Raw genomic sequence first — 25,966 nt, 5'->3', positions numbered from 1 at the left:
AAGAGCGGATTCACCGCATAAACGTTGGATTCTCGGCGTATTTTGAACAAGAAGATCCCTGACAGTACGGTTCGCCGGCTTTCGCACTATCTGCGCTCGCTTGAAGGGTTTGAGGGCGAAGGTGGAACTGTTTCGAGTGAGGAGCTGGCGGCTCGGGGTCAGACTACGGCAGCGCAGGTTCGAAAGGACCTCTCTCACTTCGGTTCCTTCGGGAAGCGTGGACTAGGCTATCGAGTCGAAGAACTCCGCGAACGCCTGGGAACGATTCTGGGCGTGGATCGGACGTGGCGGGTCGCCCTTGTCGGGGCCGGCCGCATCGGTCTCGCTCTTTTTGAATACCCGGCCCTTCGGTCTCGAGGCTACGAGTGTGTCGCGATCTTCGACTCCGACCTGGAGAAGGTCGGCTGCCTGTGGGGGGATCTTCCCATTCGTGGACCTGAGGAATTCGAGTCCACTCTTTCGGAACTCGACGTCGAGCTCGTCATCCTCGCGATACCTGCAGCAGGGGCTCAAGACATGGCAGCGCGAGCTGTGGAAGTGGGTGTGAAGGGGATACTCAATTTCGCGCCGATTCGTCTGAACCTCCCTCCGGCGGTTTCCGTGGAAGACGTGAACCTCGTGATGGAGCTGGAAGCGTTGTCGTTCTCGATTACCCAAAAAGAGCAGGAAGGGTGACTAAGGGAGGCGACTCCTCTCTAGTCCGCTCGGCCGCGGATGTACTCGCGGTCGGACCCACACACACACTGGAACTCGCGAAGAAAGTCCTCGGGCTCAGCAGGCATCCAGGGGCGGCCGCAACGGCGGTTTTACACCTCCTCGGAGCCGACCCACGGTTTCAGGTGGATGGCGAAGGTATCTGGACGCGTGACCCCAACGTGGTACCGTTCGGCGCGCCTCTCGACACGGTTCCTTTTGCGGTCGTCGATGTCGAAACAACGGGCGGCGCTTCGTGGCGAGGCCACCGCATCACGGACATTTCGATTGTCGAGGTGCTTGGCGGTGAAATCGTGGCAGAGTACGAGACTCTGGTGAATCCGGACCGCGCGATCCCGCCGATGATTACTGGGTTGACCGGCATCACCAACGACATGGTGAGCGCTGCCCCGTACTTCGACGATGTCGCAGACGAGATCGACCAGAGGCTGAGAGGGCGGGTCTTCGTTGCCCACAACGCGACATTCGACTGGGGCTTCGTGTCCAGCGAGCTACTTCGTGCCTCGCGCGATGCGCCCGACGTGCCCCGTCTCTGCACGGTTCGAATGTGCCGACGTCTGGTCCCGGCGCTGCGGCGGCGCAACCTGGACGAGGTGACACGCCACTTCGGCATCGACATACACGCGCGTCATCGTGCGCACGGAGATGCACTGGCCACTGCGCGGGTGCTGTTGCGGCTTCTCGACGAAGCCGCGGGCCGGGGCATCGAAGACCTCGAAGCGCTACAATGGTATCTCAAGAGAGACCGACTCAAAAAACACTTCGACTCGGAGCAGTATTCGCTTGATCTCCCGGGCTACGAATCCACACGAAGACAAGGATAGGCGAGATGCACGAAGGGTTGCCGCTTAGCCGGTCCACGCAGGTTGGTTCAATTCGTATCCACGGTATCGAAGCAGGTGTTCAGCAACTCGACGGTGGGGCGATGTTCGGAGTTGTTCCAAAGCCCCTCTGGGAGCGGCGTATACCTGCCGACAATCGGAATCGAATCCCTTTGGCCATGCGGTGCTTACTTGTCGAGGCTCCGAACGCTCTCGTCCTCATCGATACCGGAGTGGGGAACAAGTACAGCGAGAAATTCGCTGACATTTATGGGATCTCGAACGCAGGAGATCCGACCCGACTTGAGGATGGTATTCGAGACGCCGGGTTCGATCCTTCCGATATCGACATCGTGCTTAGTACGCACCTTCACTTCGACCATGCAGGCGGAAACACGTTTCGCCGAGATGATGGCGAGATTGTGCCGGCCTTCCCGGAAGCTCGTTATGTCGTGCAGAGGGGTGAACTTGATTTCGCCCACAGTCAGAATGAACGCATCAGGGCCAGCTACCTGCGCGAGAATTTTGAGGCGGTCGGAGCAGCTGGGCTCTGGGATCTAGTTGAGGGCGAGGGGCAAGTCACGGAGGGAATTGAGGTCACACTGACCCCGGGACATACGCCGTTCCATCAGTCCGTACTCATCAGAAGTGGGGGGGAGACGGCGTGTTTCTTGGCGGACGTATGTCCGACGTCCGCGCATCTGCCTTTGCCGTGGATCATGGGATACGATCTCGAGCCACTCCTGACCCTTGAGTCGAAGCGCGTCCTCTGGGAGCGAGCCCTCGAGGAGGACTGGCTACTCGTGTTCGAACATGATCCTCGGGTTCCGTGGGGTCGACTCGATCCCGACGCGGGCCGGATACAGCTTCGCGAGGAATAACCGCGATATTCGTGCATTAGGGTGACCCGAGCCATGACCCGATGTGGGATGTTTGTTATCTTCACGGGCTAACAACGGTACGAATCGAAGGGCTTTGAATAGATGAGTGACGCATCCCGTACCGCGGTTATCCTGAAGGGTGGCGCCCGTACGCCGATCGGTCGTTTCCTGGGCGGTCTCGCCGGCTTCTCTGCGCCCGATCTGGGCGCGATTGCCGTTCGAGCCGCGACAGACCGTGCGGGCATCAATGTGGGCGATATCGATGAGGTGATCATGGGGCATGTGGTCGCTGCGGGAGCCGGCCAAGCTCCTGCGCGTCAGGCTGCGGTCAACGGCGGGGTGCCCGCGACCGTGCCGGCACTCACGATCAACAAGGTGTGCGGTTCCGGGCTCAAAGCAGTCATGTTGGCTGCACAGTCGATTCGTGCGGGCGATAGCCGCCTCGTGGTAGCTGGCGGAATGGAGTCGATGTCGAGCGTCCCTTACTACGTCCGCGGTATGCGTGGAGGTGTGAAATTCGGAAATCAGACCATGGAAGACGGGCTCATCCAAGACGGGCTCTGGTGCTCTTTCGGGGACTGTCACATGGGTGGTCACGCGGAGTACACGGCGACGAAGGCCGGCGTGTCGCGCGATGATGCCGACGACTTTTCACTTCGTTCGCACCAGAAGGCTGTGGAGGCCACCGAGGCCGGCCGTTTCCGCAATGAAATTGTGCCCGTCGAGGTGAAGACGCGGAAGGGAGTCACGGTGTTCGCTGCCGATGAGAGCCCCCGAGCCGACACTTCCGTCGAGGCCCTGGGACGCCTTCGCCCCGCCTTCGTGCGCGATGCTCCCGACGACATCGAGGAGCACGTCGTCACAGCTGGGAACGCGCCTGGCCTGAACGATGGTGCGGCGTCGGTCGTGGTGGCTTCGCTCGAGTATGCCCAGGCACACGGGCTTGAGATCGACGCGGTGATCTCTTCCTATGCCACCGGTGCCATGGAGCCACAGGATCTCTTCTTCGCGCCCATCGCTGCGGTACAGAATGTGATGGCGAAGGAAGGGAAAGTGATCGACGACTATGGACTGTTCGAGGTGAACGAGGCGTTCGCTGTTCAGGCGATCGCCGATATGCGTGCCCTCAACATGGACGAATCACTGGTGAACGTGAACGGCGGTGCGGTGGCACTGGGACACCCGATTGGTGCGTCAGGAACGAGAATCCTGGTCACGCTGCTCGGCGCCATGCAGGCCCGGGGTGTTAGCACCGGCCTCGCAACACTCTGCCTCGGTGGTGGAAACGCCGTGGCCCTCTCGGTCGAGAAGGTCTGACACGGGTCAGACCAAGAGAAAACGGAGACTGCAAATGAATACGATGACGGAAACCCTAAGAGACCGTACCCAGCTTATCTGGGTCGAAGACACGCGCGGCCGGACCGCTGTAAGTGTGGTGGTGTTCGCACTTCTGGCAGCGTTCAGTGCGCAGATTGCCGTTCATCTTCCGCTCACTCCTGTACCGGTCACGTTCCAGCCGCTCATCGTCGTGCTGGCGGGTGTACTGCTCGGGCCTCGGGCCGGTGCACTTTCTATGGCAGCGTACGTCACCGTGGGTGCGATGGGTGCGCCGATCTTCTCGTTTGGGGGCGCGGGGCTGCCTTGGCTATTGGGCCCTACAGGTGGCTACCTGCTTGCTGCTCCGGCAGCAGCGTTCGTCGCTGGCTTGGTGTCTGGGCGTGGTGATGTAGCGTGGCGCCTGTTCCTCGGGCTTACGCTCGGTGTCTCAACCATGTACGCGGGTGGTGTCGCGCAACTGATGATGATGACGAGCCAGGGTCTTGGTGCAGCGATGGCACTGGGTGTCATTCCTTTTGTCGTGGGTGACGTCATGAAGGTCCTGTTCGGGTTCTTCGCGGTGTTCGGGGTCCGTAAGACGCTGGGCCGGAACGGCTAGAGAACCTGTTCGGCGAACCTCGAACCTCCGAGGTCGTGTGACACTCGCGACCCTTCTCAGTACTGCTGAGGGGCGGCTGCGACTGGGGTGGCGCCTGACCCTGTTCGTGTTCGGCACGGTCTCGGTCACGTTGCTCCTGAGTGCTCTTCTGCCCGCTGGTTTGATCGGCGGGTCGGCGGGGCTCCTGTGCGGGGCGCTGCTCACTGGCTCCGGGTTGTTGAAGCTGGATGGGATGGGACCGGGGTCACTGGGTTTTTACGCCTCCGCGGAGGCGGTGAGCGAAACCGGGAAGGGCTTCGGGCTCGGGGTGACTCTCGGTCTGGTCGTTGTCGGACTTATGGCGGCTATGGGTGGCCTCCAGTGGGAGGTCGGTGTGGGATCGCCAACCGAGTGGGTGTGGAGCGGCATGTCTGGCGCGCTCCTACTCTTGTTGCCGGCGGCCGCAGAGGAAGCGTTCCTCCGCGGCTACCCGCTGCAGGCGTTGGCAGAAGTGTGGGGACGGTCGAATGCGGTCGCGGTTACTGCGTTCGCATTTGGGCTTCTCCACTTGGGAAACCCGGGCGCGGGCGTGTTGTCGACGGCAAATGTGATGGTCGCTGGAGTGTTGCTCGGTGTGGTCTACATCAAGACGCTGAGCCTTTGGTGGGCGACGGGCGTGCATCTGGGGTGGAACTGGGCCCATGGTTTTGTAGCCGATGTGCCCGTGAGCGGCCTCGAGGTCATGGACACGCCGATGTATGACGGTGTGCCTATGGGATCGCCCTGGATTGGAGGCGGATCCTTCGGCCCAGAAGGGAGTGTTGTGGCCACGGTGGTTATACTCGGCGTGGCTGGGGCTTGTTGGTATGGACCTTGGCTCCGACCAGGCAATGCGGCGCGTGCCGTGGGATCATTGAGCACAAGAAACGAGGATTGAGATGAGCATTGATCGAATCGCGGTCATTGGTGGTGGCACTATGGGCAACGGGATCGCGCATGTCGCGGCCCAGCACGGGAAGTCGGTCCGGCTGATCGACTTATCGGATGATGTACTCTCTTCTGCCGTCGCGACGATTTCTAGGAATCTGGATCGTCAGGTGAAAAAGAAGATCATCGATCGGGCTGAGCTGGACGCCACCCTGAGCCGGATCGAAACTGTGAATTCGATTGAAGAAGGATCGACTGGAGTGGACCTGGTCGTGGAAGCGGTTCCCGAGCGTGCAGATCTCAAGTACGGCATCTTCGAGACCCTCGATCGGGTTACTGATCCAGGAACGATCCTCGCGTCGAACACGTCGTCGATCTCGATTACTGAGATCGCGGCGCGGACGAGTCGCCCCGAGGACGTGATCGGCATGCACTTCATGAACCCCGTGCCGGTCATGAAGCTCGTCGAGGTCATTCGTGGGCTCGCGACCAGCGACGAGACTACAGCCGCGACGCTCGCCCTCTCAGAGGAACTCGGAAAAACACCTGTAGAGGTCAACGACTTCCCCGGATTCGTATCGAATCGCGTTCTCATGCCGATGATCAACGAGGCGGTGTTCGCGTGCATGGAGGGAGTCGCTCAGCCTGAAGCCATCGACACGGTAATGAAGCTGGGAATGAATCACCCTATGGGCCCTCTGGCACTCGCGGATCTGATCGGACTCGATACCTGCCTGAATGTCCTCGAGGTCCTGCACCGGGACTTGGGCGATGACCGTTATCGTCCCTGTCCGCTCCTTCGCAAATATGTCGCAGCGGGTTGGGTTGGTCGGAAATCCGGTCGTGGCTTCTACTCATACGGTTGAGGATGATGATGATGAGGAGTGAAGGGTGATGCTGACGGACGAGCAGCTCGAGCTGCAGGCGCTGGCGAGGGACTTCGCGAAAGCGGAGCTACGCCCGCATACGGCCGAGTGGGACGCAGCCCGAGCCCTCGATCCTGAGGTCTTTACAAAGCTGGCCGAGTCGGGATTCCTTGGGATGCTGATTCCGGAGGAGCACGGCGGGCTCGGCTTCGATCTATCGACGTACCTGATCGTGCTGGAAGAGCTGTCCTGGGGAGACGCGGCGGTGGCGCTGAGTGTCGCAATCCACAACGGGCCCGTGACCGATTTGGTGCTCAAGCGCGGTACGGAAGAGCAAAAAACTCAATGGCTTCCACAGATGGCTGCAGGAGATTGCCTCGGAGCGTTCGCTCTTTCCGAACCTGACGCCGGATCGGACGCTTCGTCGGTTGCCACGACCGCGACGCGTGACGGTGACGGATGGCGCCTCGACGGGGAAAAACGCTGGATCACGAACGGTGGTCGAGCCGGGCTGGTTCTCGTGTTTGCGAGGACTTCAGAGGACGGTCTGAGCGTGTTCCTCGTGTCACCGGATGCCGAGGGCTACCACGTAGGCGCTCAGGAAAAGATGCTCGGGCTGCGCGCGTCACAGACGGTCCGGGTCTCTCTAGATGGCGTGGGTGTCGGTGCCGACGCCCTGCTTGGCGAACTAGACTCGGGGCTGCGGTATGCTCTCGAGGCGCTCGACGTGGGTCGCATTGGTGTCGCGGCGCAGGCCGTAGGGGTTGGAAGGGCTGCGATGGAGCACGCCGCCACATATGCCCTCGAGCGGGAGCAGTTCGGAACTCCGATCGCCCGGTTCGGGGCGCTCCAGGCCAAGTTGGCTGATTCTGCACAGCGGCTCGCGGGAGGGCGTGCCCTCGCGCACGAGGCCGCGAAGGCGTGGACGGCATTGACCACGAGCGGGTCACGCAGAGGAGTCCGAGGCGTCACCGCTCGTGCGGCCATGGCTAAGCTCGCAGCGTCGGAAGCCGCGAGTTTTGCGGCGGACGAAGCGATTCAGATCTACGGTGGCTACGGGTATATGAAACACTACCCGGTCGAGCGCCTTCTCCGTGACGCCAAGGGCGCGGAGATTTATGAAGGAACGAACGAAATCATGCGCCAAATCATCGCTGCTGAGATCCTCCGCGACGCTGGCGGTCAGAATCAATAGAAGGAGCAGAATATGAAAATATTCGATCTGATGTCTCATCGGAATCATGAGCAACTCTCGTTCTGGAACGATCCGGAACTTGGGTACCGGGGCATCATTGCGATCCACGATACGACGCTCGGTCCGGCGCTGGGTGGCACCCGTTTCTGGAACTATGAGTCCGACGAAGCAGCTGTAGTCGACGCACTCAGGCTCTCCCGCGGCATGACCTATAAGGCCGCGATCACAGGCCTGAACCTCGGCGGCGGAAAGTCTGTCATCTGGGGCGACAACAAAATGATCGATCGGGAGATGGTCTTTCGCGCGCACGGGCGAGCTGTTGAAGCTCTTGGCGGCCGGTACATCACCGCTGAAGACGTCGGTACCTCGCCGGACGATATGGAGTTCGTGTCGATGGAAACCGATCATGCCGTCGGACTTCTCGGGCGCTCGGGTGATCCATCACCAGTGACCGCATACGGCGTGTACGTCGGCATCAAGGCGTCGGCTGCGGCTCGCTACGGCAACGACTCTTTGGCCGATAAGCATGTCCTGGTCCAGGGGCTCGGACACGTTGGCTACTGCCTGTGCGAGGACCTCGCCAAGGAAGGCGCCAGGCTGACCGTGACGGACATTGATCAGGCCCGTGTCGATCGGGTTGTGGAGGAGTTCGGCGCGACCGCGATCGCCCCGGAGGCGGTGTACGACACGGAGGCGGATATCTATGCGCCATGCGCACTCGGTGCGGTCGTGAATGACGACACGATCGACCGACTGAAGTTCGATATCATCGCCGGTGCGGCGAACAACGTTCTCGCCAGAGGGCAGGTCCACGGGCCTGCGATCAATGAGCGCGGGATTCTCTATGCTCCCGACTACGTGATCAACGCGGGCGGACTCATCAATGTCTACGGTGAGATCCACGAGTGGACTGCCGAGCGTAGCAAGCGCAAGGCCGGTGACATCTACAACACGCTGCTCCGTATCTTCGATCTGGCGAAATCCGAGGGTATCGGAACACACGCCGCTGCGAATAAGGAAGCTGAACGAAGGGTGATGGAAGCAAGGCACCTGCAGCGTACCTGGTAGGCAGATGGATCACCTGAAAGAGTTCGACCCCGAAATCTACGAGGCTATCGTGGCGGAAGCGGGTCGTCAGGGCGACGGGCTCGAATTGATCGCGTCGGAGAACTTCGTGTCGCGTCCGGTACTTGAGGCCGTGGGCTCCGTCATGACGAACAAGTATGCCGAAGGCCTCCCTGGTCGCAGGTACTACGGCGGCTGCGAGTTTGTGGACGTTGCCGAGACGCACGCGCGTGACCGAGCGAAGGAGCTGTTCGGAGCCGAACATGCGAACGTGCAACCGCACTCGGGCGCGCAGGCCAATATGGCTGCGTATTTCACGTTTCTCGATCCGGGAGACAAGATCCTCGGTATGGATCTGAGTCACGGTGGACACCTGACACACGGCTCCCCGGTGAACTTCAGTGGCCAGCTCTTCTCCGTGTCGTCCTATGGCGTGCGAGAAGAGGACGACCTGCTCGACTACGACATGGTTCGAAGCAGAGCCAAGGCTGAGCGCCCCAAAATGATTGTGGCCGGTGCGAGTGCTTATCCGCGCGCCATCGACTTCTCGGCTTTTGGTGAGATCGCTCGAGAGGTGGGCGCGACCTTGCTGGTCGATATGGCGCACATCGCAGGCCTCGTCGCGACCGGTCACCACCCCTCGCCGGTGCCATACGCCGATGTGGTGACGACGACAACGCACAAGACGCTTCGAGGGCCCCGGGGGGGGCTGATCCTATGCCGGGAGGAGCACGCGAAGGGCATCGACAAGTCGGTGTTCCCGTTCATGCAGGGCGGGCCACTCATGCATGTGATCGCGGGTAAGGCGGTGGCGTTCCGCGAAGCGTTGAGCCCGGACTTCGCGGACTACTCTGGCCAGGTGATTGCGAACGCTCAGGCATTGGGCGCGGGACTCATTGAGCACGGCTTCAACCTTGTCAGCGGTGGGACCGACATCCACTTCCTGTTGGTCGATCTTCGCCAGAGTCATGACGAACTGACGGGAAAGGCCGCGGAAGAGGCACTGGAGGCTGCGGGTATCACCGTGAACAAGAACACGGTGCCCGCGGAGACTCGGTCGCCATTCGTGACCTCCGGGCTGCGAATCGGCACCCCCGCACTGACGTCTCGTGGAATGAAGCAGCCCGAGATGGAGCAGATCGCCGACTGGGTGTCAGAGGTGCTGAGTGCTCCTGATGACCAGGTGCGCATCGCGGCGGTTCGGGCCAGCGTCACCGAGCTGTGCGATAGATTTCCGTTGTATCCCGAACTTGAGCGCGGCTGACTAGCGAACAGCGCTGTCGTTTAGCACATTTGGGCTATGAACGGACTGCAATTTCACGAAGAGGTACTCGACCAGCTCCAGGAGCGGAACCCGCGTTTCCACGCGCGCTCCTACGAGTTTGTCATGATGGCGTTGCATTCGGTCATTCAGTCTCTCGGAGAGCCCCGTCACATTTCGGGACGTGAACTCAGCGAAGGCGTTCGAGAGCTGGCGTTGGGACAGTATGGCGTGCTCGCCGGGACCGTACTGGAGCACTGGGGTATCCACGAGACAGAGGACGTGGGGCACGTTGTGTTCGCGATGGTGGAGCAGGGGATTCTTGTCAAAGAGGATGACGATGGTCCGGAGGCTTTTGCGGATGTGTTCGACTTCGAAGACGTTTTTGAGACGAACTATCCATGGAATGCTCACTCCTGAAGTGAATCGGCTCAGCTCTGTGATGGGCTGGATAACCAAGACGGGCCCGGCTGTTCCGGGCAACCCGACGACCAGGGTCGTCGAAGCTCATGGGAGGGGATGAAGATGGTGTCAGACAATGGTTTTCCCGGCTGCCAGAAGTGCGACGACGGACTGTTGCTTCCGCTCTCGGACTACGGGAGGGATGGAGCGCCGATTCAATACAAGGCATGGGTTTGTTCGAACCCGGAGTGTGGGTTCAACATCCGCATCGATAACGGTGAGATCACGCTCGGGCGGCAGATCGGGCAGAGCTACAAGTAGAGCTCGCCCCTCCCCCCCGGTGTCGCGCGAACACGTGGCTCTGTTGTTAACCGAACATGAGGCCTGAGTCTCCCGGTTTACGGCCGTATGGTCTGGGTGACGTGTACGCGCAAACCGGCGCTGAGGCGTCACGGTTCGATGCGCGCTCGATCGACGAAATCGGCGTGCCTCAACCGGTCCTCATGGAGAATGCTGGACGCTGCGCTGCGATTCTGCTTGATCTGCTGTACTCGGGTGCCACAGTCACAGGTCTGGTCGGTGACGGGAATAATGGCGGCGATGCGTTGGTCGTACTTCGGACACTGCAGAGCTGGGGCTATCGCGTGCGGGCCGTAGCGGTCTCGGACCGCGACATGACTGACCCACTTCTCCATGGTTGGTCTTTGAACATCGTTGCGGACCACGAACTCGATGAGGCCGGGTGGTCGCGGCTACTGGCTCCCGGCACGGTGGTTGTGGACGGGTTGCTCGGCACCGGGGCTCGCGGTGCCCCGCGTGAACGCCAAGCGGCGGTCATTCGACGAGTGAATGACTCCAAGGTGCCAGTGCTTGCGCTCGACGTGCCTTCCGGTGTGGACTCAGATACCGGCCTGGTGGAAGGTGACGTTGTTCAGGCTGCGGTCACGATCGCGTTCGGATCTCCAAAAATCGGATCGCTCCTTCACCCTGGACGAGGCTTCGCTGGGCGACACGTCGCCGTGGAGATCGGGTTCCCACCTCTGGGCTGGGACCATGCGAATGCATTGGTCGTAACACCGGAATGGGCAGGAAGCCGAATACCCAGACGAACCACCGACACGCACAAGAATCGTGAAGCTCGTGTGTTGATCATCGGCGGTCAGGTAGGGATGGCAGGTGCCGTCATCCTGGCGGCCCGGGCCGCGTTCGCGGCGGGTGCAGGTCTCGTTCGCATTGCGTCGGCGGTTGAGAATCGGGAGATCATCCAGACGGCGCTTCCTGAGGCAATGTTCCTTGCTTGGGACGACCCGGACGACGTTGGCACCGTGTGCGCACAGAGCGACGCGATCGTGGTCGGGCCGGGGCTCGGGGGGGGCGAGGCCGCCAGCGCCGCACTCGACCGGGTACTCGCGGCGGGGGACTGCCCGGTCCTTTTGGACGCGGACGCCCTGAACCTTGTCGCCGCTCGGTCGATCGACCTGAGTTCGGTTACACCGACTCGGTCCGTCTTACTTACCCCCCACCCGGGTGAGATGGAGCGACTTCTTGGAGTGACGAAGAGCGATCCAATGGCCACCGTCGAGTCAGCGGTCTCGCGGTTTGGGTGTGCCGTGCTCTACAAGGGCGCGCCGTCGATCGTCGGGGCTCCGGGCAGACCTGTCTTGATCGACACGCAGAGTTCGTCTGACCTAGCCGTGGCGGGAATGGGCGACACGCTATCAGGTGTGTGCGCGACGCTTCTGGCTCAGGGCCTGGGGCCCGACGTCGCGGGAGCGCTCGGGTTGTATCTTTCCGGGAGGGCCGCCCATCTCGCAGCGCGTGGGGTGGGCCTTACGCCGTCCGACGTCACACGTTTCCTTCCCGATGCACTCGCTGAAGACGGAGATTCGTCATCCGACCTCGCCTTTCCGTTCGTCCACTTCGACGCGGACCCGCCGCGCTGAACTGTCTTGGCCGCTCATGGAGTCGACCATGGGCCTGAGTGCCCATCTGGGCGGCGGTGGCGAGTTCGAATTGATCCGTCGGTTCATCGCCGAGGACGGCCCCATGCCGCACGATGTCCTGATTGGTCCCGGAGACGATGCGGCGGTGCTCGAGGGAGGCTGGGTGATCAGCACGGACATGGCTGTCGAGGACGTTCATTTTCGCCGCTCCTGGCTGACTGACCGTGAGATCGGCTATCGGGCTGCGGCTGCCGCGCTGTCCGACATGGCGGCGATGGCGGCGAATCCGGTAGCCCTTCTCCTCTCCACAGCGGCTCCTCTTGGCGGTGCCGTGGACCTCGAGGAGATCAATGCCGGCGTTCGCGCGATGGCAGCGACCGTCGGCGCCTGTGTGATCGGGGGCGATGTGTCCCGTTCGCCCGGTCCGCTCATGCTGGACGTCGTTGCCCTTGGGCGCGCCGGTTGGCCTGTCCAGCGCGACGGCGCCGAACCCGGCGACCACGTTTGGGTCACGGGCTCACTCGGTGCGAGCGCCGCCGCCGTCCACATCTGGCAGTCCGGGGCGGAACCCACGCCGGAACTGAGGGCCCGGTTCGCGGTCCCGGTTCCCCGGGTTGAGGCCGCGCGCTGCCTTGTTGAACAGGAGGTCGTCGACGCGATGATCGATCTGTCTGACGGCCTGGCGGGCGACCTAGCCCACATAGCGGCAGCTTCAGGTGTCGAGATCACGATCGAAACAGACCGCGTGCCGGTCGACGACCTGGTCGTGGAAGCGCTGGGACCCGACGACGCTCTCGACCTCGCGCTACATGGAGGGGAGGATTACGAACTCTGCTTCGTCACCGACCCGGACGTGGTCGATGTGGGCTATTTCGCCGAACGCTACGGTTTGCGAGTCACTCGAGTAGGTACAGTCGCGGTCGGCGATGGGGTGTGGCTCCGATCCGCCGACGGCACCCGGACTGAGGCCAGTGCCGGTGGTTTCGACCACTGGCCCTTCGAGCCTGACAAGCACCCGAGCCCAGAGGCCGCCTGATGCTAAGGCTTGTCGTGGTATTTCTAGGCATCGTGCCCGCCACGCTGTTCTACGGCTCACGCATGCTGTGGGCGGTCGCGCGAAAGTCACCCAACGTGCCGTGCTTGTGCGACGCAATGCCCCGCAGATGGGCCCGTTTTCTGCTACGGCTCTCGGGTGTAAAGGTCGAGGTCGAGAACGTAGGTGTCATCGATCCGGACAGAGCGCAGATTCTCGTTGCGAATCACGGCTCGTGGTATGACGTCCTGGCGATGCTCGATCAGATCCCGGGGAGCTTCATCTTCGTGGCAAAGAAGGAACTGTTCTCCATCCCGATCTTCGGATCTGCTGTTCTCTCCTGCGGCCACATCTTCATCGACCGCAAAGACCGTGGGCAAGCCTTCGAATCGTTGGCCACGGCTCGAAAAAGGTTGGATGAAGAGAGTCCTACCATCATCATGTTCCCTGAGGGGACGCGGTCGGAGACCGGAGAAGTGCGGCCCTTCAAGAAGGGAGCCTTCGTGCTCGGGATCCAGGCCGGTGTCGATGTCGTGCCGGCAGCGATCACGGGTGCTCGTGGGGTCATGCGAAAAGGCTCGTGGGTAATCCGGCCGGGCACTGTCCGGATTCAGTTCGGTCAACCCGTCAGTGTGCAGGGCTACGGCATCAAAGACAGAAATGAATTAACGGAGCGGGTGCGGGGCGAGCTGATCAGAATGCTCGACGACGCCGCTTCGAATCCAATATAAAGACAGAAGAAAGGGAGGCGCTGTGTCGGCCATCGTCGACGTTCGTGGACGGGAAATTCTCGATTCGAGAGGCAATCCTACCGTCGAAGCCGAGGTGACCCTCGAAACCGGAGTCCGTGGTAGGGCTGCGGTACCGTCTGGGGCTTCGACTGGGGCGCATGAGGCGGTCGAGCTTCGCGATGGCGATCGGTCACGCTTCCTTGGGAAGGGTGTCCTGACCGCGGTGGAGAACATCAACACGACGATCGCGGAAGCGATCCGCGGCTTCGATGCGCGTGAGCAACTCGAGATCGATCGGACGATGATCGAGCTCGATGGGACGCCGAACAAGCGCAATTTAGGCGCGAACGCGATTCTCGCGGTTTCCATGGCTGCGGCCCGCGCCGGAGCTGCAGCGAATCACATGCCGTTGTGGCGCTACCTTGCCGAGACGACGAATGCAGACCTGCTTCCCGTCCCGATGATGAACATTCTGAATGGCGGGACGCACGCCCCCAACAACGTCGACATTCAGGAATTCATGGTGATGCCGATTGGCGCGGAGACTTTCTCTGAAGGTCTGCGCATGGGGGTGGAGGTCTTCCACCACCTCAAGAAGGTGCTGTCGGATCAAGGGAAGAACACTGCGGTTGGAGACGAAGGCGGCTTCGCTCCTGACCTCGCGAGCAACGAGGAGGCCGTTGAGGTCGTACTGCAGGCGATCGAGAAGGCTGGATACCGTCCCGGGGAAGATTTCGTCATTACGCTCGACGCTGCTGCGACGGAGTTTTTTGAAAATGGCGAATACGTCTTCAAGTGGTCAGGTGGAGAGCACCGCGACGCAGCTGGAATGGTTGAGTTCTGGAAGGAATGGATCGCTAAATATCCAATCCGGTCACTCGAAGATCCGCTTGACGAGAATGACTGGCACGGCTGGAAGGCGTTGACCGATGAGGTAGGTTCGGACGTGCAGATCGTCGGAGACGATCTGTTCGTGACCAATTCCACCCGCCTTGGGCAGGGGATCAGGGATGGCGCGGCGAACGCGATTCTTATCAAGGTGAACCAGATAGGTACGCTCACGGAGACCCTCGAAACCATGCGCATGGCCCGCGAGGCCGGCTACAACAGCGTGGTGTCACACCGGTCAGGTGAAACCGAGGATACCCTGATCGCGGACCTCGCGGTTGCGACTGGAGCCGGACAGATCAAGACAGGCAGCGCGAGTCGGACAGACCGGGTCGCCAAGTACAACCAGCTCCTTCGCATCGAGGAAGAGCTCGGGTCCGCGGCGCGGTATCGTGGCCGCAGCCTCTGGTCCAGCTGACTCATATGGGACGTAGACGGAATGCCGGCCTGTCGTTGTCGATAAAGCGACTGGTCGTTCCGAGCATACTTGCTCTGGCAGCCTACTATGCGGTTTTCGGTGGCGAGTACTCCGCATTCGAGCTACGTAGTGTCCGGGCCGACATCGATGTCGAGGAGTGGGAGCTTTCCGAGGTTCAGCAAGAGATCGACTCGCTGTCGGCCTGGGTGGACCTCCTCGAGAACGACGCTGCGACCATCGAGCGGGTCGCTCGCGAGGACTTCGGTATGATTCGAGACGGCGAAACACTGTACCGGTTCGCCGAGCCCGACGTTGAACCTGAGGCGATGCCAAGGCCCATTCGATAGCGCGGCTAGACTTTTTCGGTGTCCGCTTCCGCGGGCATCCCCTGCTCGGCATTCGGGTCGGCTGGTCCGATCCTCGAGCCGCCAGGTACTCCATCACGAAGTGCGGCCGCTGCGGCGTCAGGCGCCGGGAGTTTCGAGACCATCGCGTCCGTCGCAGCCTTGAGCGCTTTGGCGCGAGCATCGGGTGATGCGGGCTTCCCCTCCGAAATGAACGGAGTAAAGAGATCGATCGGGATCGGGAAAATCGTTGTGGAGTTGTTCTCCACCGCGACCTCGCTCACGGTCTGGAGAAACCGCAGCTGCATGGCGACGGGGAACTGTTCAATGATCTCCGCAGCCTGCACGAGCTTTGTGGACGCCTGATACTCACCCTCAGCGTTGATGACCTTTGCCCGGCGTTCCCGCTCCGCTTCAGCCTGCTTGGCCATGGACCGCTTCATTTCCTGTGGCAGGTCGATGTCCTTGATCTCGACTCCAGTGACCTCGATGCCCCACCGATCGGTACCTTCGTCGATGATCACTCTGACCACCTCATTGATTCGCTCACGCTCTGCGAGCAGCTCGTCAAGCTCCGATTGGCCGATCACGGATCGGAGCGTGGTCTGCGCCAGCTGGCTCGTAGCGAAGTAATAGTCCACGATCTCTATGACGGCCTTGGTTGGATCCGCGACGCGAAAATAGACAACAGCGTTCACCCGGACCGAGACGTTGTCTTTCGTGATCGTGTCCTGCGGGGCGATGTCGAGCGCAACGATGCGCAGGTCCATCTTCTTGAGGCGATCGATGCCGAATGGCACCAGAAAAATGAGACCGGGTCCCTTGGCTCGTGTGAGCTTTCCGAGCCTGAAGACGACTCCGCGCTCGTATTCAAACAGAACTCGGACGCTGGTGAGGACTGCGCCGACGGCTGAGACGGTAGCGACGATAAGCAGTACGGTGAGGTCCATCGAGTTCTCCTGCCGCGGGGTGAGTGCCCCTTACCCCATGGCGTTGACATCGGTTCAGGCCGCCATGATTTTTCGCCCCTGCCGGAGTAGCTCAGCTGGTTAGAGCAGCGGAATCATAATCCGCGTGTCGGGGGTTCAAGTCCCTCCTCCGGCACTGGCCCAGTGCGGCCAGTCGAAAATGGCCTCTACTTCGGTGGGGGCCATTTTCTTTACCGGGTGACGTTTGTATCGCTTGAAGCAAAGACAAGCGTTGGGATAAAGCCTGCGCTGAGCAGCGTGGGGAGAGTGCGCGCTATTCCCTTGCGTCTTCTTTTGCAAAGGCCTGAAAGCGGGACTCTTTATTTACTTCCTCACGGGCGGCACCGGAGGGTCGCGTCTGCGCCATGATGCGCAGAATACCTGCGCTGAGGATCAGTGACATTGTCATTGCGATCATCCGGGCTTGCTGCATGACGTCACCGATCGCCTCATCCTTCGAAAGCCTGCCGTATTTCATCGGCACCACGGTCCAGTTGTGGCTATCTGCATCGACTGGTTCGAACGTTGATAACAGAGGAAGTATCTGGGCCTGGTGTCGGCAGTTCAGGCGCCGGAACCGACCAGCGCGGTGCCGATCCAGAAGAGGCACACTGCGGCGCCGAATGAACCGCGCTGTTTTAGTAGAAGCTATGCGACGGCCATCACCGGGCAGGTTTGTCTGCAGGCTTGATTCCCACCTCGGGCAAGGTCCCTTATCTTGACCTGTTGCGGGCGCGCGCTTGCAGGGCACAGTGAAGCGATACGATAAGGAAGGATCATGACTGGACGGGCGAAGACGCTTCTCACCGGACGCCGTGAGCAGATGGAGCGTATCCTCGATCGGAAACTCGAGCCGCCGACAGCAGGAGCAGGTCAGCCGATTCCTGCCGAGACGCGGGAATACCTTCTCTCTGAGGCTCAGGACCTGTACTGGAATGAGCTCGAATGGGAGTACCTCACCGACGAGGAGGCCTTGGAGCAGGGGCCTATCGCCGAGCTGACCTTCCCCGGTCTCCTCGCCTACGTGCGGGGACTTCTGCTTTCCAAGGTCATGCCTGATTCCCTGTCGCCGGCGAATCCTAGACCGCAGGTCGTTTCCGACCTTATGGACTTCCTCGCCGGGCGTGTCATTGAGCTGGAAGACGGTCTGGCCGAACCCGGTGTGCCTGAAGTGGAGCGTCTCCGAGCTGAGCTCGACATGACCGACGGCGTGGTGGATCGCGTTCTGTTTCTGTATCACGCGCTCGCCGCGGCTGACGTCGAGAAAGTGGAGGCCGCGCAGGCCTCCGCGTAGAGGCAAACGCGGCGACCCATGTCTACCCGGCTGCGGCCGAGGCCCGGCCGGACGTACCTGGCGGGTGCGCCGATGTGCGTCGCGCACCGAGGTGGGGCCCAACTCGCTCCAGAGAATACGCTCGCGGCGTTCCGATCTGCGGTTGACGACTGGGGCGCCGACATGCTTGAGCTTGACGTTCGTCTCACACGGGATGGCGAGGTCGCAGTCATCCACGATGACACTGTGGACCGGACCACCGATGAATCAGGGGTGGTGTCGGACCGGACGATGGCTGAGCTGCAGACCCTCGACGCTGGCTATCGCTTCACCTCCCTCGGTGGTGCCTTCTCGTTCCGCGGGCGCGATGTGCGAATTCCGACCCTTTCTGAGGTGCTCGACGCCTGCCCCGACGTCTGTATAAACGTGGAGGCGAAGGACCGCCATGTGGCCGGTCCAATGGTCGCGCTGATCCGGGAGCGGGGCGAAGAGCACCGAGTTCTGGTTGCTGCCGAGCATGAACGGAATCGGGCAGCCGTGCGAGGCTATGCAGGGCCGTGGGGTGCGAGTCGCAGAGATTGCGCTCTCTTCTGGTTCCGTCATTGGCTGCCCGGGGGGGAGAGCTACACCCCTGATGTCGATATTTTTCAGGTCCCCGAGCGGTTCAAGGGGCGGCGCATTCTGACTCCACGTCTCATCGAAGAGGCGCATCGTCGAAATATCCCCGTCCACGTATGGACCGTGAACGATCCGAACGACATGCGACGCTTGCTCCAATGGGGCGTTGATGGAATCCAGACGGATCGACTCGATCTGCTCACGGAGGTGCTCTCGTCCGTGACCGGACGTCCTCCACCTCCCTGTCAGCGCCGAGCCGCTGCCGACGCTTCGCCGTGAGTGCCGAGGCTGTACGAACCGCGTTCCGGACCGCGCTGCACGAGCTCGGGGTGGACCGTTGTGGCGCGAGTCCTGTAGTGGTCGCGACCTCCGGCGGCCTGGATTCAATGGTGCTACTGCATCTGATGCGTTTCTCAGGCGACGAAGGGGGCAGGCCCGTACAACCCAACCTCGTGGTGGCACATCTTGACCACAGCATGCGATCGACCAGCGGCGATGACGCGCTCTGGCTCCGTGGCACGTGCACCGCGTGGAGCGTTCCACTGCGTGCCGGAGTCGTAGAGCATGCACCCGTCTCCGAAGAGTCTGCACGCGATGTCCGATATGAGTTTTTCGAGTCCGTCCGAAGGGAGGTTGGCGCGGGACTGGTTCTCACCGCGCACCACGCGGATGACCAGGCGGAGACGATCCTGTTTCGCGCCCTGCGTGGCACAGGCCTGGAGGGCCTGCGAGGCATTCCGGAGAAGCGGTCGCCAGGAATCGTGCGCCCGTTGCTCGGACTCTGGAAAGACGATTTGGCTTCGTACGCGGCCGCGACAGGTCTCCGGTGGCGGGAAGACGCAACCAATACTCACCTCACCTTTGCTAGGAATGCGCTCCGTCATGATGTGATCCCGGCCGCGGAGGCGAATGTTTGGGGCAGCGCTCGGAAGTCGCTTGTTCGGCTCGGGCGCCTGGCTGAAGAGAACGAGGTCGCCTGGGTGGCTGTGCTGCCTTCCGTCCTCTCAGGCCTGAGGGCAGAAGCCACCGAGGTTAGCACTTCAGTGGATGCGAGAGCGCTCCACGACCTAGATCCCGCTCTGCAGGCGCGGGTGGTTCGGTATCTCTCCTCTGGGCTCAGCGTTTCTCTTGACCGCGCCGCCGTTCAGCGTGCGCTCGTCCATATCGCGAGGGGCAGGAGCGGAACCGGCGTTGATCTAGTCGGAGGAGTGACGTTTCTGCGTGAACTCGACCGCTTCGTCCTGAGGAAAACAACCAGGCCCCTTCCTGACCAGTTTCTGGAGATCGCCACTCCAGGGTCCGGGGCCGGCGAGGTGAGGCTCGGAGATCGTGCCACCGCGGTGGAGTGGTCGCTGGGGTCCTCAGGCACGGCCCTTCATGGCGCCGAACTTTTTGCGATTCCAGACCTGGAGTTTCCGCTGTGCGTACGAGCGAGAGCCCCCGGCGATCGAATTAGATTGCCGGGGGGGACCAGGAAGGTGAAGAAATTGCTCCTCGAGGCCCGTATCCCTGCTAGCGAACGAGGGACTCTTCCGGTTCTGGTAGATCGTGGTGGCCGGGTTCTGTGGGTCCCCGGGGTCGCGCGCACTGATGCCGTGGCGGCGTCCGGCGACACACTGATGATCGGGATCGAAACGTGACGGAGATCGATCAGGCGCAGCTAGGCGAACGGACCCTGAAGACGGTCGTGTATACGGAGGACGTGCTGCGACGGAGAATCGCAGAGCTGGCTGAGGAAATCAGTGAGGCTTACAGTGAAGACGATCGCCTGCTGGTGGTCGGCCTACTCAAGGGCTCTTTCCTGTTTATGGCCGACTTGGTGCGTCAGATCAGGCTGCCCCTGCAGATCGACTTTCTCGTTGCATCCAGCTATGGCGACAAGGCCGTTTCCAGCGGTACCGTCGACCTCCTCTATGACCCATCTGCGGACTTCTCGGACCGCGCCGTGTTGATCCTGGAGGACGTCGTAGACAGCGGAACGACACTTGAAGCCCTCATTCCTCGTCTGGAATCGAGAGGCGCTACGAGGGTGGACGTGTGCACCTTGCTCCACAAGCGGTTGCCCTCTGCCCTGTACGAGCCCCGCTGGGTGGGGTTCGATGCACCTAATTCCTTCCTCGTGGGGTATGGATTGGACTACGCTGAGGACTTTCGCCACTTACCCTATATCGCGAGCATTTAGAGGCGGAATCCCTGTCCGCCAAGGCCTGCTACTGAACCCCGTATGTCAAAAGATCCAATGAAATCTGACTCCAACGAACGGTTGGGTCGGATATCCAAGAACGCGGCATTTCTGATTCTGTTGGCGCTTGCGGCGATGTTCGCCATGCAGAGCTTCAACGGTCAGGATAGTGCCCCGGCGCGCGTCACCTATAGCCAGTTCCTGCAGTACTTGGATCAGGGTGTCGTGCATAAGGTCATCTTCCGCGATCGCGTGGTTATGGGCGAGTTTAGCATGCCGACCACGATCGAAGATCAGGAATACATCGCGTTCGAGTCGATGACTCCCGGGGATGTCGGAGATGACCTTCTTGATCGCCTCGCATCTGAAGGGGTGATTGTTGACGCTGAGGTACCGCAGGCCGGGTGGGGAAACATCCTGCTGGGCGCGTTGCCTTGGCTACTCTTCATCGCCTTCTGGATCTGGATATTCCGGACGATGCAGGGTGGCGGGAATAAGGCGTTCCAGTTCGGTCGTTCCAAGGCCAAGCTGATTTCGCCGGACATGCCGAAGGTCACTTTCTCCGATGTCGCGGGTGCAGACGAGGCTAAAGAGGAACTCCAGGAAATTATCGAGTTCCTGAAGGATCCTGGGAAGTTCTCTCGTCTTGGTGGGCGTCTTCCCAAGGGGGTTCTGCTGGTGGGCCCTCCTGGCACAGGAAAGACTCTTCTCGCCAGAGCGTGCGCGGGAGAGGCTGGTCGGCCGTTTTTCCAGATGTCCGGCTCAGACTTTGTCGAGATGTTCGTCGGCGTCGGCGCATCTCGAGTGCGCGACCTGTTCGAACAGGGCAAGGCGCACTCCCCATGCATCATTTTCGTCGATGAGATCGACGCGGTGGGGCGCCACCGGGGCGCAGGTGTGGGTGGAGGGCATGACGAAAGAGAGCAGACTCTCAACGCTCTACTCGTCGAGATGGACGGCTTTGAGTCGAATGAAGGCGTGATTCTCCTCGCCGCGACGAACCGGCCCGACGTGCTCGACCCGGCATTGCTGCGCCCGGGCCGATTCGACAGACAGGTCGTCGTTGACCTCCCTGACGTCCGTGGACGTGAGGGAATCCTCCGGGTTCACGCGAAGAAATTGCCTCTCTCAGACGATGTGGAACTCTCTTTGATTGCGAGAGGGACTCCGGGCATGAGCGGCGCAGATCTGGAGAACATCTGTAACGAGGCCGCCCTGCTTGCCGCGCGGCGGGGCGGAGACAAGGTGTCGATGCTGGATTTCGAGCAGGCCAAAGACAAGGTCATGCTCGGGACCGAACGAAAGAGCCTTGTCCTCAACGAGCACGAGCGAAAGCTGACGGCCTACCATGAAGCCGGTCATGCAGTGCTTGGCCTCAAGATTCCGGGCCTCGATCAGGTTCACAAGGTCACGATCGTGCCCCGTGGACGGGCCCTCGGCATAACGGCGAGCCTTCCACAAGAGGACCGCCACTCGTACACGAAAGAGTGGATGGGTGGTCAACTGGCCATGCTGTTCGGCGGACGTGTCGCGGAGGAACTGATCTTCGGGCCCGAGGCGGTCACGACTGGTGCAGGGAATGACATCGAGCGCGCTACCACGATGGCCCGCCGCATGGTGACAACTTTTGGCATGAGCGAGGTCATTGGCCTCGTTGCGGTCGCAGACGCCGAACAGGGCATGTTCCTTGGGCGTGACATCCAGCAGAGACGGACGGTTTCCGAGCACACGCAGCGGCTGGTCGATGAGGAGATCAAGCGATTCTTGGATCTGGCTCACAAGCGTGCGCACTCGGTTCTCGCTGAACACGGCGACCTGCTCGAATCCATCGCCCAGGCTCTTCTCGATCGGGAAACGTTGGATCGAGATGCCATCAAGGCACTTGAACGGGGAGAGGAATTGCCTCCGTTGCCAGGTGTGGAGGAGGCGGTGGAGACGCTAGAACCGACGCTTGATCGCCCGGCGACGGAAGAGGCCTCCCGCTCGTTTGGTCTGGGGGGAGATGGGCTGATGCCGGATCCTGCGCCGAGCGTTGTTGAGTCTTTCGACAGTGAGGAACTTCCCTGATTGGGTGAGGTTGACCGAGGGCGTGTGGGGGAGGACCGGACCAAGGTCCGGTCCTCTTGTCCTGAGCCTTCTCTGGTGTGCCTGAGTCACTACTTTGCAGAGTGTAATCGCCCCCCTGTAGCGCGTGTGGAGCCCACGACGTGACGATCTTGGAAGACCTCCAGTTCCTGGGACCCGGTTGGACCGACCTGGTCGAGATACTGATCGTGGCGTTCCTGCTGTATCGGGTGCTTCTGGTATTGCAGCGCACGCGGGCCATGCAAATCATGCTGGGCGTCGTGCTCCTCGCCTTTCTGTACGGTGTTTCTCGGCTCCTTGACCTGATTCTGATCCGGACGCTGCTCGAGGCTGCTTTTCAATATGGCGCGATCGCGGTGCTGATCGTTTTTCAGCCAGAACTCCGTGCCGCGCTGGCGCGTTTGGGGCAGAGCAGGATGATCAGGGCTTTTCAGCGATTGGAGGGGAGTAGAGTTGCCGAAGAGATCGTGGAGGGGGTGGGGCGGCTTTCTCTTTCTCGACACGGCGCGATCATCGCTGTTGAGCAGGAGGTCGAACTAGGCGAGTACGCCGAGACGGGCACGCGGATTGACGCCCGAGTCTCGGCCGAGATGCTGACGACGATCTTCACGCCGTATTCTCCTCTACATGATGGCGCTGTCCTGATCGTCGGTGACCAGATTCGGACCGCCGGAGCCATTCTTCCGCTGACGCAGTCTTCTGTGAACGATCGTTCGCTGGGGACACGTCACCGGGCGGCCCTGGGACTATGCGAAGAGACCGATTCGATCGTAATCGTCGTCAGCGAAGAGACCTCACAGATCTCGGTAGCGATTGGTGGTCGTCTCGACAGGGACGTCGGGCTCGATCGACTCCGTTCGATATTGGAGGGGCTGACTCCTTCAGCAGAGGCCGCACCAGTCGTAGGCACACCGATAATGACTCGGTAGTAGCGACATAAAAAAAGAGTGAAATCTCCTCGTTGACACTTCGACGAGAACCCATCTACATTGCCGGGTCTTTTCAACTTACGGGTTCACACAGGACCGGTGAGTCTACTTACAAGCAGGTTGCCAGGAGCGAAGTCTTCGTGGGATCTCAATATCGGCTGCTGACGCTGTTCGCAGATGGCGGCTTCATGATGTATCCTCTTGTGCTGTGTTCGATGATCGGATTTGGCGTAGTTATCGCGAAAGCCATCACGCTGCACATCTCGCACAAGGGCACCCGCAAGGTCCTCGAAGAGGTGGAGGAGCTGACACTGGCTGGAGATCTCAATGGCGCGGTCCAAGTCGCGACTGAGACGCCTGGTCCGGCATCAGCGATCTTGCTCGCTGGGTTGCGTCGACTCCAGGGTGGTCGTCTCAACGCAGGGGAGCTTGAGGCAGCAGTCGCGACGACTGGAACCATTGAGCTCAGCTTCCTCGAAAGAGGGCTGGTGATTCTGGCGACCATCGCCAATGTCGCCCCGCTCATGGGCTTCTTGGGCACGGTGGCAGGAATGATCCTCGCCTTCGCCGCCATTGAGGCCGCTGGTAACGTGGACCCGGCCTTGGTCGCCGGAGGCATTAAGGTCTCGCTGCTTACGACCGCGGCAGGTCTCACGATCGCGATACCGGTCAACATCGCCTATAACTTCTTCGTGACCCGCATCGATCGGCTGATCGTCGATATGGAGCAGGGAGCGCAGAAAATTATCGGCCTGGCTTGGGCTCTCGAGAAAACCGGCAAAATTGAGATCCTTAGTACGGACAACACTGGCTGAGCGGTCACGGCGCCTCCGGCGTAAGTCAACGGAGAAGACGTGCATCTGACACCCTCGCACTCGGTACCTTCTAGAAAGCACGAGGCTGGACCAAAATGGCAGTTTTGAACAAAAAGAAATCAAAGGTCAGCGACGAGGTCCCGACCTCGTCGATGGCGGACATCGCGTTCCTCCTTCTGATCTTCTTCCTGGTGACCACGACATTCCCGAAGGACAAGGGACTCGCGGTGGTCCTGCCCGAGCCGGGCGAGGAAGCTCAGGTTAGTCAGAAAAACATCCTTCACCTGATCGTTCAGCCGAACGGCATCGTTGACGTCAAGCGCGGTGAGAGCCAGCAGGTGCAGCAGATGCGTCCGCGTGAAATTGAGGGCCTCTGGCGCCAGGAAGTCAGCGCCAATCCCAACATGATAGCCGCGGTCAAGACACACCCGGATGCATCCTATAGGTATATGATGGACGTGCTCGATGCGCTCCATTCGGCGAACGCGGAGCGTATTTCGCTCCAGCTCTTGGAGAACTAAACCATGGCTATCAAGGGTGGTGGTTTTAAGAAAAACTCGGAGGCTTCGTCGGAGGTTCCGTCGTCGTCACTTGCCGACATCGCGTTTCTGCTTCTGATCTTCTTCATGGTTACGACCGTCTTTCAGGCCGACAAAGACCGCCCGATCGAGTGGGCCGAGGCTGAGGCGGCTGAGAAGATCGACGAAAAAACAAAGAACATCCTGAACATTTGGATGGAAAGAAACGGTGGGATCTTCATCAACGACCAGGGTTACCCGATGGAAGACGTTTCAGCGGTGGTGGCACCGCTGTATGCCGCCTCTGAACGGGCGCTGGTCATTTCGATCCGCGGGGACCGGGAGGTGCCATACCGGTTCATGAATCTTCTCCAGCAGGAGTTGGTCGCCGCGGGTGTTGTACGCGTTGTATTTGCCGCGCAGTTGGAACAGAGCATGCAGAGGGAGAGACGATGACACCGGAAGCCGTACCTGCCGATATCCTGGCTGAGACCGCGAACGACCGCCTGAAGAGGACTTTTGGGTCGTGGTTCTGGGGATCGATGATCGCCGCTACGCTGTTACACGGGGGCGTGTTCGCGTTCTATCCGGAGCTGACAGCTGAGGACTTCACCTTCGAATCATTGGAGATCGAGGCTATCGAGCTCCCGCCCGAAATCGAGATTCCTCCGCCACCACAGCAGATCTCCCGTCCCGCTACTCCGGTCATGGCTACCGCCGAGATCGACGAGGACATCACGATCGCTCCGACGACGTTTGAGGAGAATCCTGTCGAGGATCTCCCGCCGCCGCCGGAAGAGCAGGCGACGGACCTCTCGTCTGCGCCGACGTTCACGCCGTTTACGGTCGCGCCTACGATTCAGAACCGGGCTCAGGTTATCCGGGCGATGGAGCGCGAGTATCCGCCGCTCCTTCGTGATGCCGGAATTGGTGGAAGCGTTCGCGTCTTCTTCTTCATCGACGAGAACGGTTCTGTTCAGGACTACCGGGTCGATCAGAGTTCAGGCCACCAGGCACTCGACGACGCCGCGCTTGCGGTCGCCGATGTCTATCTCTTCACGGCCGCGCTCAACCGGGACAAGAAAGTGCCAGTATGGGTCTCATTCCCGATTACCTTCCAGGTTCGGTAAGTCCGGAGCTGAGAGGATCCCGAAGGGGACCCCGCCGGTCTTCC

Annotated in this window: 29 protein-coding genes and 1 tRNA gene; 28 read left to right on the top strand and 2 right to left on the bottom strand. The window is 60.9% G+C overall.

Annotation, left to right across the window (positions count from 1 at the left end; translation table 11 throughout):
• The first annotated feature begins 42 nt into the window (after positions 1–42).
• The 17 genes from OSA81_09025 to OSA81_08945 all read left to right on the top strand — a co-directional run bounded on the left by OSA81_09025 (position 43) and on the right by OSA81_08945 (position 15,407).
• Positions 43–675, top strand: coding sequence for a redox-sensing transcriptional repressor Rex (locus OSA81_09025; GenBank protein MDE0899145.1), 633 nt, complete (start codon positions 43–45; stop codon positions 673–675).
• The gene (locus OSA81_09020) at positions 672–1,538 is read left to right on the top strand and encodes an exonuclease domain-containing protein (GenBank protein ID MDE0899144.1); all 867 of its coding nucleotides are present in this window, start codon (positions 672–674) and stop codon (positions 1,536–1,538) included. Before OSA81_09025 ends, OSA81_09020 begins: the two co-directional genes overlap by 4 nt.
• A gap of 5 nt (positions 1,539–1,543) precedes the next feature.
• Positions 1,544–2,416 carry an MBL fold metallo-hydrolase gene (locus OSA81_09015; protein MDE0899143.1) on the top strand — a complete coding sequence of 291 codons (873 nt, stop codon included), beginning with the start codon at positions 1,544–1,546 and terminating at the stop codon, positions 2,414–2,416.
• Positions 2,417–2,518: 102 nt separating this feature from the next.
• Entirely contained in the window at positions 2,519–3,733 is a 1,215-nt protein-coding gene (locus tag OSA81_09010) for an acetyl-CoA C-acyltransferase (GenBank protein MDE0899142.1), read from the top strand.
• Between the two features lie 34 nt (positions 3,734–3,767).
• Complete coding sequence (locus OSA81_09005) at positions 3,768–4,352, top strand: biotin transporter BioY (GenBank protein ID MDE0899141.1); 585 nt, start codon at positions 3,768–3,770, stop codon at positions 4,350–4,352.
• 37 nt (positions 4,353–4,389) lie between these two features.
• Complete coding sequence (locus tag OSA81_09000; protein ID MDE0899140.1) at positions 4,390–5,268, top strand: type II CAAX endopeptidase family protein; 879 nt, start codon at positions 4,390–4,392, stop codon at positions 5,266–5,268.
• Position 5,269: 1 nt separating this feature from the next.
• Positions 5,270–6,124 carry a 3-hydroxybutyryl-CoA dehydrogenase gene (locus OSA81_08995; GenBank protein MDE0899139.1) on the top strand — a complete coding sequence of 285 codons (855 nt, stop codon included), beginning with the start codon at positions 5,270–5,272 and terminating at the stop codon, positions 6,122–6,124.
• A 28-nt stretch (positions 6,125–6,152) separates the two neighbouring features.
• Positions 6,153–7,319: an acyl-CoA dehydrogenase family protein gene (locus OSA81_08990; protein MDE0899138.1), complete on the top strand. Its 1,167-nt coding sequence runs from the start codon at positions 6,153–6,155 to the stop codon at positions 7,317–7,319.
• 12 nt (positions 7,320–7,331) lie between these two features.
• Positions 7,332–8,387, top strand: coding sequence for a hypothetical protein (locus tag OSA81_08985; protein MDE0899137.1), 1,056 nt, complete (start codon positions 7,332–7,334; stop codon positions 8,385–8,387).
• Positions 8,388–8,391: 4 nt separating this feature from the next.
• A complete protein-coding gene (locus OSA81_08980; protein MDE0899136.1) occupies positions 8,392–9,648 on the top strand; it encodes a serine hydroxymethyltransferase in 1,257 nt (418 codons plus the stop codon).
• Between the two features lie 36 nt (positions 9,649–9,684).
• Positions 9,685–10,065, top strand: coding sequence for a hypothetical protein (locus OSA81_08975; GenBank protein MDE0899135.1), 381 nt, complete (start codon positions 9,685–9,687; stop codon positions 10,063–10,065).
• Positions 10,066–10,164: 99 nt separating this feature from the next.
• Positions 10,165–10,368 carry a hypothetical protein gene (locus OSA81_08970; GenBank protein MDE0899134.1) on the top strand — a complete coding sequence of 68 codons (204 nt, stop codon included), beginning with the start codon at positions 10,165–10,167 and terminating at the stop codon, positions 10,366–10,368.
• 101 nt (positions 10,369–10,469) lie between these two features.
• Entirely contained in the window at positions 10,470–11,990 is a 1,521-nt protein-coding gene (locus OSA81_08965) for an NAD(P)H-hydrate dehydratase (GenBank protein ID MDE0899133.1), read from the top strand.
• A gap of 28 nt (positions 11,991–12,018) precedes the next feature.
• Positions 12,019–13,026: a thiamine-phosphate kinase gene (gene thiL, locus OSA81_08960; GenBank protein ID MDE0899132.1), complete on the top strand. Its 1,008-nt coding sequence runs from the start codon at positions 12,019–12,021 to the stop codon at positions 13,024–13,026.
• Positions 13,026–13,754, top strand: a complete 729-nt coding sequence (locus OSA81_08955; GenBank protein ID MDE0899131.1) for a lysophospholipid acyltransferase family protein — start codon at positions 13,026–13,028, stop codon at positions 13,752–13,754. Before thiL ends, OSA81_08955 begins: the two co-directional genes overlap by 1 nt.
• Before the next feature lie 22 nt (positions 13,755–13,776).
• The gene (eno, locus tag OSA81_08950) at positions 13,777–15,060 is read left to right on the top strand and encodes a phosphopyruvate hydratase (GenBank protein MDE0899130.1); all 1,284 of its coding nucleotides are present in this window, start codon (positions 13,777–13,779) and stop codon (positions 15,058–15,060) included.
• A gap of 5 nt (positions 15,061–15,065) precedes the next feature.
• Positions 15,066–15,407 (top strand): septum formation initiator family protein, encoded by a 342-nt coding sequence (locus OSA81_08945; GenBank protein MDE0899129.1) that lies wholly within the window; start codon positions 15,066–15,068, stop codon positions 15,405–15,407.
• A 5-nt stretch (positions 15,408–15,412) separates the two neighbouring features.
• Here the strand turns inward: OSA81_08945 and OSA81_08940 are convergent, their stop codons facing one another.
• Positions 15,413–16,354 carry a slipin family protein gene (locus OSA81_08940; GenBank protein MDE0899128.1) on the bottom strand — a complete coding sequence of 314 codons (942 nt, stop codon included), beginning with the start codon at positions 16,352–16,354 and terminating at the stop codon, positions 15,413–15,415.
• A gap of 80 nt (positions 16,355–16,434) precedes the next feature.
• On the opposite strand from OSA81_08940, the gene OSA81_08935 reads away from it, so the two are divergent.
• Positions 16,435–16,508, top strand: a tRNA-Met gene (locus tag OSA81_08935).
• Positions 16,509–16,646: 138 nt separating this feature from the next.
• On the opposite strand, the gene OSA81_08930 is transcribed toward OSA81_08935, so the two are convergent.
• Positions 16,647–16,850 carry a hypothetical protein gene (locus tag OSA81_08930; GenBank protein ID MDE0899127.1) on the bottom strand — a complete coding sequence of 68 codons (204 nt, stop codon included), beginning with the start codon at positions 16,848–16,850 and terminating at the stop codon, positions 16,647–16,649.
• A gap of 300 nt (positions 16,851–17,150) precedes the next feature.
• On the opposite strand from OSA81_08930, the gene OSA81_08925 reads away from it, so the two are divergent.
• From OSA81_08925 to OSA81_08880, 10 genes are all read left to right on the top strand, one after another.
• On the top strand, positions 17,151–17,666 hold the full coding sequence (locus OSA81_08925) for a hypothetical protein (GenBank protein MDE0899126.1): 516 nt from the start codon (positions 17,151–17,153) through the stop codon (positions 17,664–17,666).
• 72 nt (positions 17,667–17,738) lie between these two features.
• Entirely contained in the window at positions 17,739–18,542 is an 804-nt protein-coding gene (locus OSA81_08920) for a glycerophosphodiester phosphodiesterase (GenBank protein MDE0899125.1), read from the top strand.
• Positions 18,539–19,903 carry a tRNA lysidine(34) synthetase TilS gene (gene tilS / locus OSA81_08915; protein ID MDE0899124.1) on the top strand — a complete coding sequence of 455 codons (1,365 nt, stop codon included), beginning with the start codon at positions 18,539–18,541 and terminating at the stop codon, positions 19,901–19,903. The genes OSA81_08920 and tilS overlap by 4 nt, the downstream gene beginning before the upstream one ends.
• Complete coding sequence (gene hpt, locus OSA81_08910) at positions 19,900–20,445, top strand: hypoxanthine phosphoribosyltransferase (protein MDE0899123.1); 546 nt, start codon at positions 19,900–19,902, stop codon at positions 20,443–20,445. The genes tilS and hpt overlap by 4 nt, the downstream gene beginning before the upstream one ends.
• A 57-nt stretch (positions 20,446–20,502) precedes the next feature.
• The gene (gene ftsH / locus OSA81_08905; protein MDE0899122.1) at positions 20,503–22,512 is read left to right on the top strand and encodes an ATP-dependent zinc metalloprotease FtsH; all 2,010 of its coding nucleotides are present in this window, start codon (positions 20,503–20,505) and stop codon (positions 22,510–22,512) included.
• A gap of 140 nt (positions 22,513–22,652) precedes the next feature.
• Positions 22,653–23,459, top strand: a complete 807-nt coding sequence (cdaA, locus tag OSA81_08900; GenBank protein MDE0899121.1) for a diadenylate cyclase CdaA — start codon at positions 22,653–22,655, stop codon at positions 23,457–23,459.
• A 140-nt stretch (positions 23,460–23,599) separates the two neighbouring features.
• Positions 23,600–24,274, top strand: a complete 675-nt coding sequence (locus OSA81_08895) for a MotA/TolQ/ExbB proton channel family protein (protein MDE0899120.1) — start codon at positions 23,600–23,602, stop codon at positions 24,272–24,274.
• Between the two features lie 95 nt (positions 24,275–24,369).
• Positions 24,370–24,795 carry a biopolymer transporter ExbD gene (locus OSA81_08890; protein MDE0899119.1) on the top strand — a complete coding sequence of 142 codons (426 nt, stop codon included), beginning with the start codon at positions 24,370–24,372 and terminating at the stop codon, positions 24,793–24,795.
• Between the two features lie 3 nt (positions 24,796–24,798).
• A complete protein-coding gene (locus OSA81_08885; GenBank protein ID MDE0899118.1) occupies positions 24,799–25,248 on the top strand; it encodes a biopolymer transporter ExbD in 450 nt (149 codons plus the stop codon).
• Complete coding sequence (locus tag OSA81_08880; GenBank protein MDE0899117.1) at positions 25,245–25,922, top strand: TonB family protein; 678 nt, start codon at positions 25,245–25,247, stop codon at positions 25,920–25,922. The genes OSA81_08885 and OSA81_08880 overlap by 4 nt, the downstream gene beginning before the upstream one ends.
• Positions 25,923–25,966: the final 44 nt, after the last annotated feature.

The sequence above is a fragment of the Longimicrobiales bacterium genome, assembly GCA_028823235.1.
GTDB lineage: Bacteria > Gemmatimonadota > Gemmatimonadetes > Longimicrobiales > Gaopeijiaceae > UBA2589.
This window is presented reverse-complemented; position numbering and strand designations above follow the sequence as displayed.

Bases quoted from the DNA above. Each gene is read 5' to 3' on its own strand.
- OSA81_08925 (MDE0899126.1), top strand. From the start codon at position 17,151: ATGACTGGACGGGCGAAGACGCTTCTCACCGGACGCCGTGAGCAGATG.
- OSA81_08970 (MDE0899134.1), top strand. From the start codon at position 10,165: ATGAAGATGGTGTCAGACAATGGTTTTCCCGGCTGCCAGAAGTGCGAC.
- OSA81_09010 (MDE0899142.1), top strand. From the start codon at position 2,519: ATGAGTGACGCATCCCGTACCGCGGTTATCCTGAAGGGTGGCGCCCGT.
- OSA81_08940 (MDE0899128.1), bottom strand. From the start codon at position 16,354: ATGGACCTCACCGTACTGCTTATCGTCGCTACCGTCTCAGCCGTCGGC.
- OSA81_08945 (MDE0899129.1), top strand. From the start codon at position 15,066: ATGGGACGTAGACGGAATGCCGGCCTGTCGTTGTCGATAAAGCGACTG.
- ftsH (MDE0899122.1), top strand. From the start codon at position 20,503: ATGAAATCTGACTCCAACGAACGGTTGGGTCGGATATCCAAGAACGCG.
- OSA81_08980 (MDE0899136.1), top strand. From the start codon at position 8,392: ATGGATCACCTGAAAGAGTTCGACCCCGAAATCTACGAGGCTATCGTG.
- OSA81_08885 (MDE0899118.1), top strand. From the start codon at position 24,799: ATGGCTATCAAGGGTGGTGGTTTTAAGAAAAACTCGGAGGCTTCGTCG.
- OSA81_08955 (MDE0899131.1), top strand. From the start codon at position 13,026: ATGCTAAGGCTTGTCGTGGTATTTCTAGGCATCGTGCCCGCCACGCTG.
- OSA81_08995 (MDE0899139.1), top strand. From the start codon at position 5,270: ATGAGCATTGATCGAATCGCGGTCATTGGTGGTGGCACTATGGGCAAC.
- OSA81_08880 (MDE0899117.1), top strand. From the start codon at position 25,245: ATGACACCGGAAGCCGTACCTGCCGATATCCTGGCTGAGACCGCGAAC.
- OSA81_08890 (MDE0899119.1), top strand. From the start codon at position 24,370: ATGGCAGTTTTGAACAAAAAGAAATCAAAGGTCAGCGACGAGGTCCCG.
- OSA81_09005 (MDE0899141.1), top strand. From the start codon at position 3,768: ATGAATACGATGACGGAAACCCTAAGAGACCGTACCCAGCTTATCTGG.
- OSA81_08975 (MDE0899135.1), top strand. From the start codon at position 9,685: ATGAACGGACTGCAATTTCACGAAGAGGTACTCGACCAGCTCCAGGAG.
- OSA81_09015 (MDE0899143.1), top strand. From the start codon at position 1,544: ATGCACGAAGGGTTGCCGCTTAGCCGGTCCACGCAGGTTGGTTCAATT.
- OSA81_08920 (MDE0899125.1), top strand. From the start codon at position 17,739: ATGTGCGTCGCGCACCGAGGTGGGGCCCAACTCGCTCCAGAGAATACG.
- OSA81_08930 (MDE0899127.1), bottom strand. From the start codon at position 16,850: ATGAAATACGGCAGGCTTTCGAAGGATGAGGCGATCGGTGACGTCATG.
- thiL (MDE0899132.1), top strand. From the start codon at position 12,019: ATGGGCCTGAGTGCCCATCTGGGCGGCGGTGGCGAGTTCGAATTGATC.
- OSA81_08985 (MDE0899137.1), top strand. From the start codon at position 7,332: ATGAAAATATTCGATCTGATGTCTCATCGGAATCATGAGCAACTCTCG.
- OSA81_08990 (MDE0899138.1), top strand. From the start codon at position 6,153: ATGCTGACGGACGAGCAGCTCGAGCTGCAGGCGCTGGCGAGGGACTTC.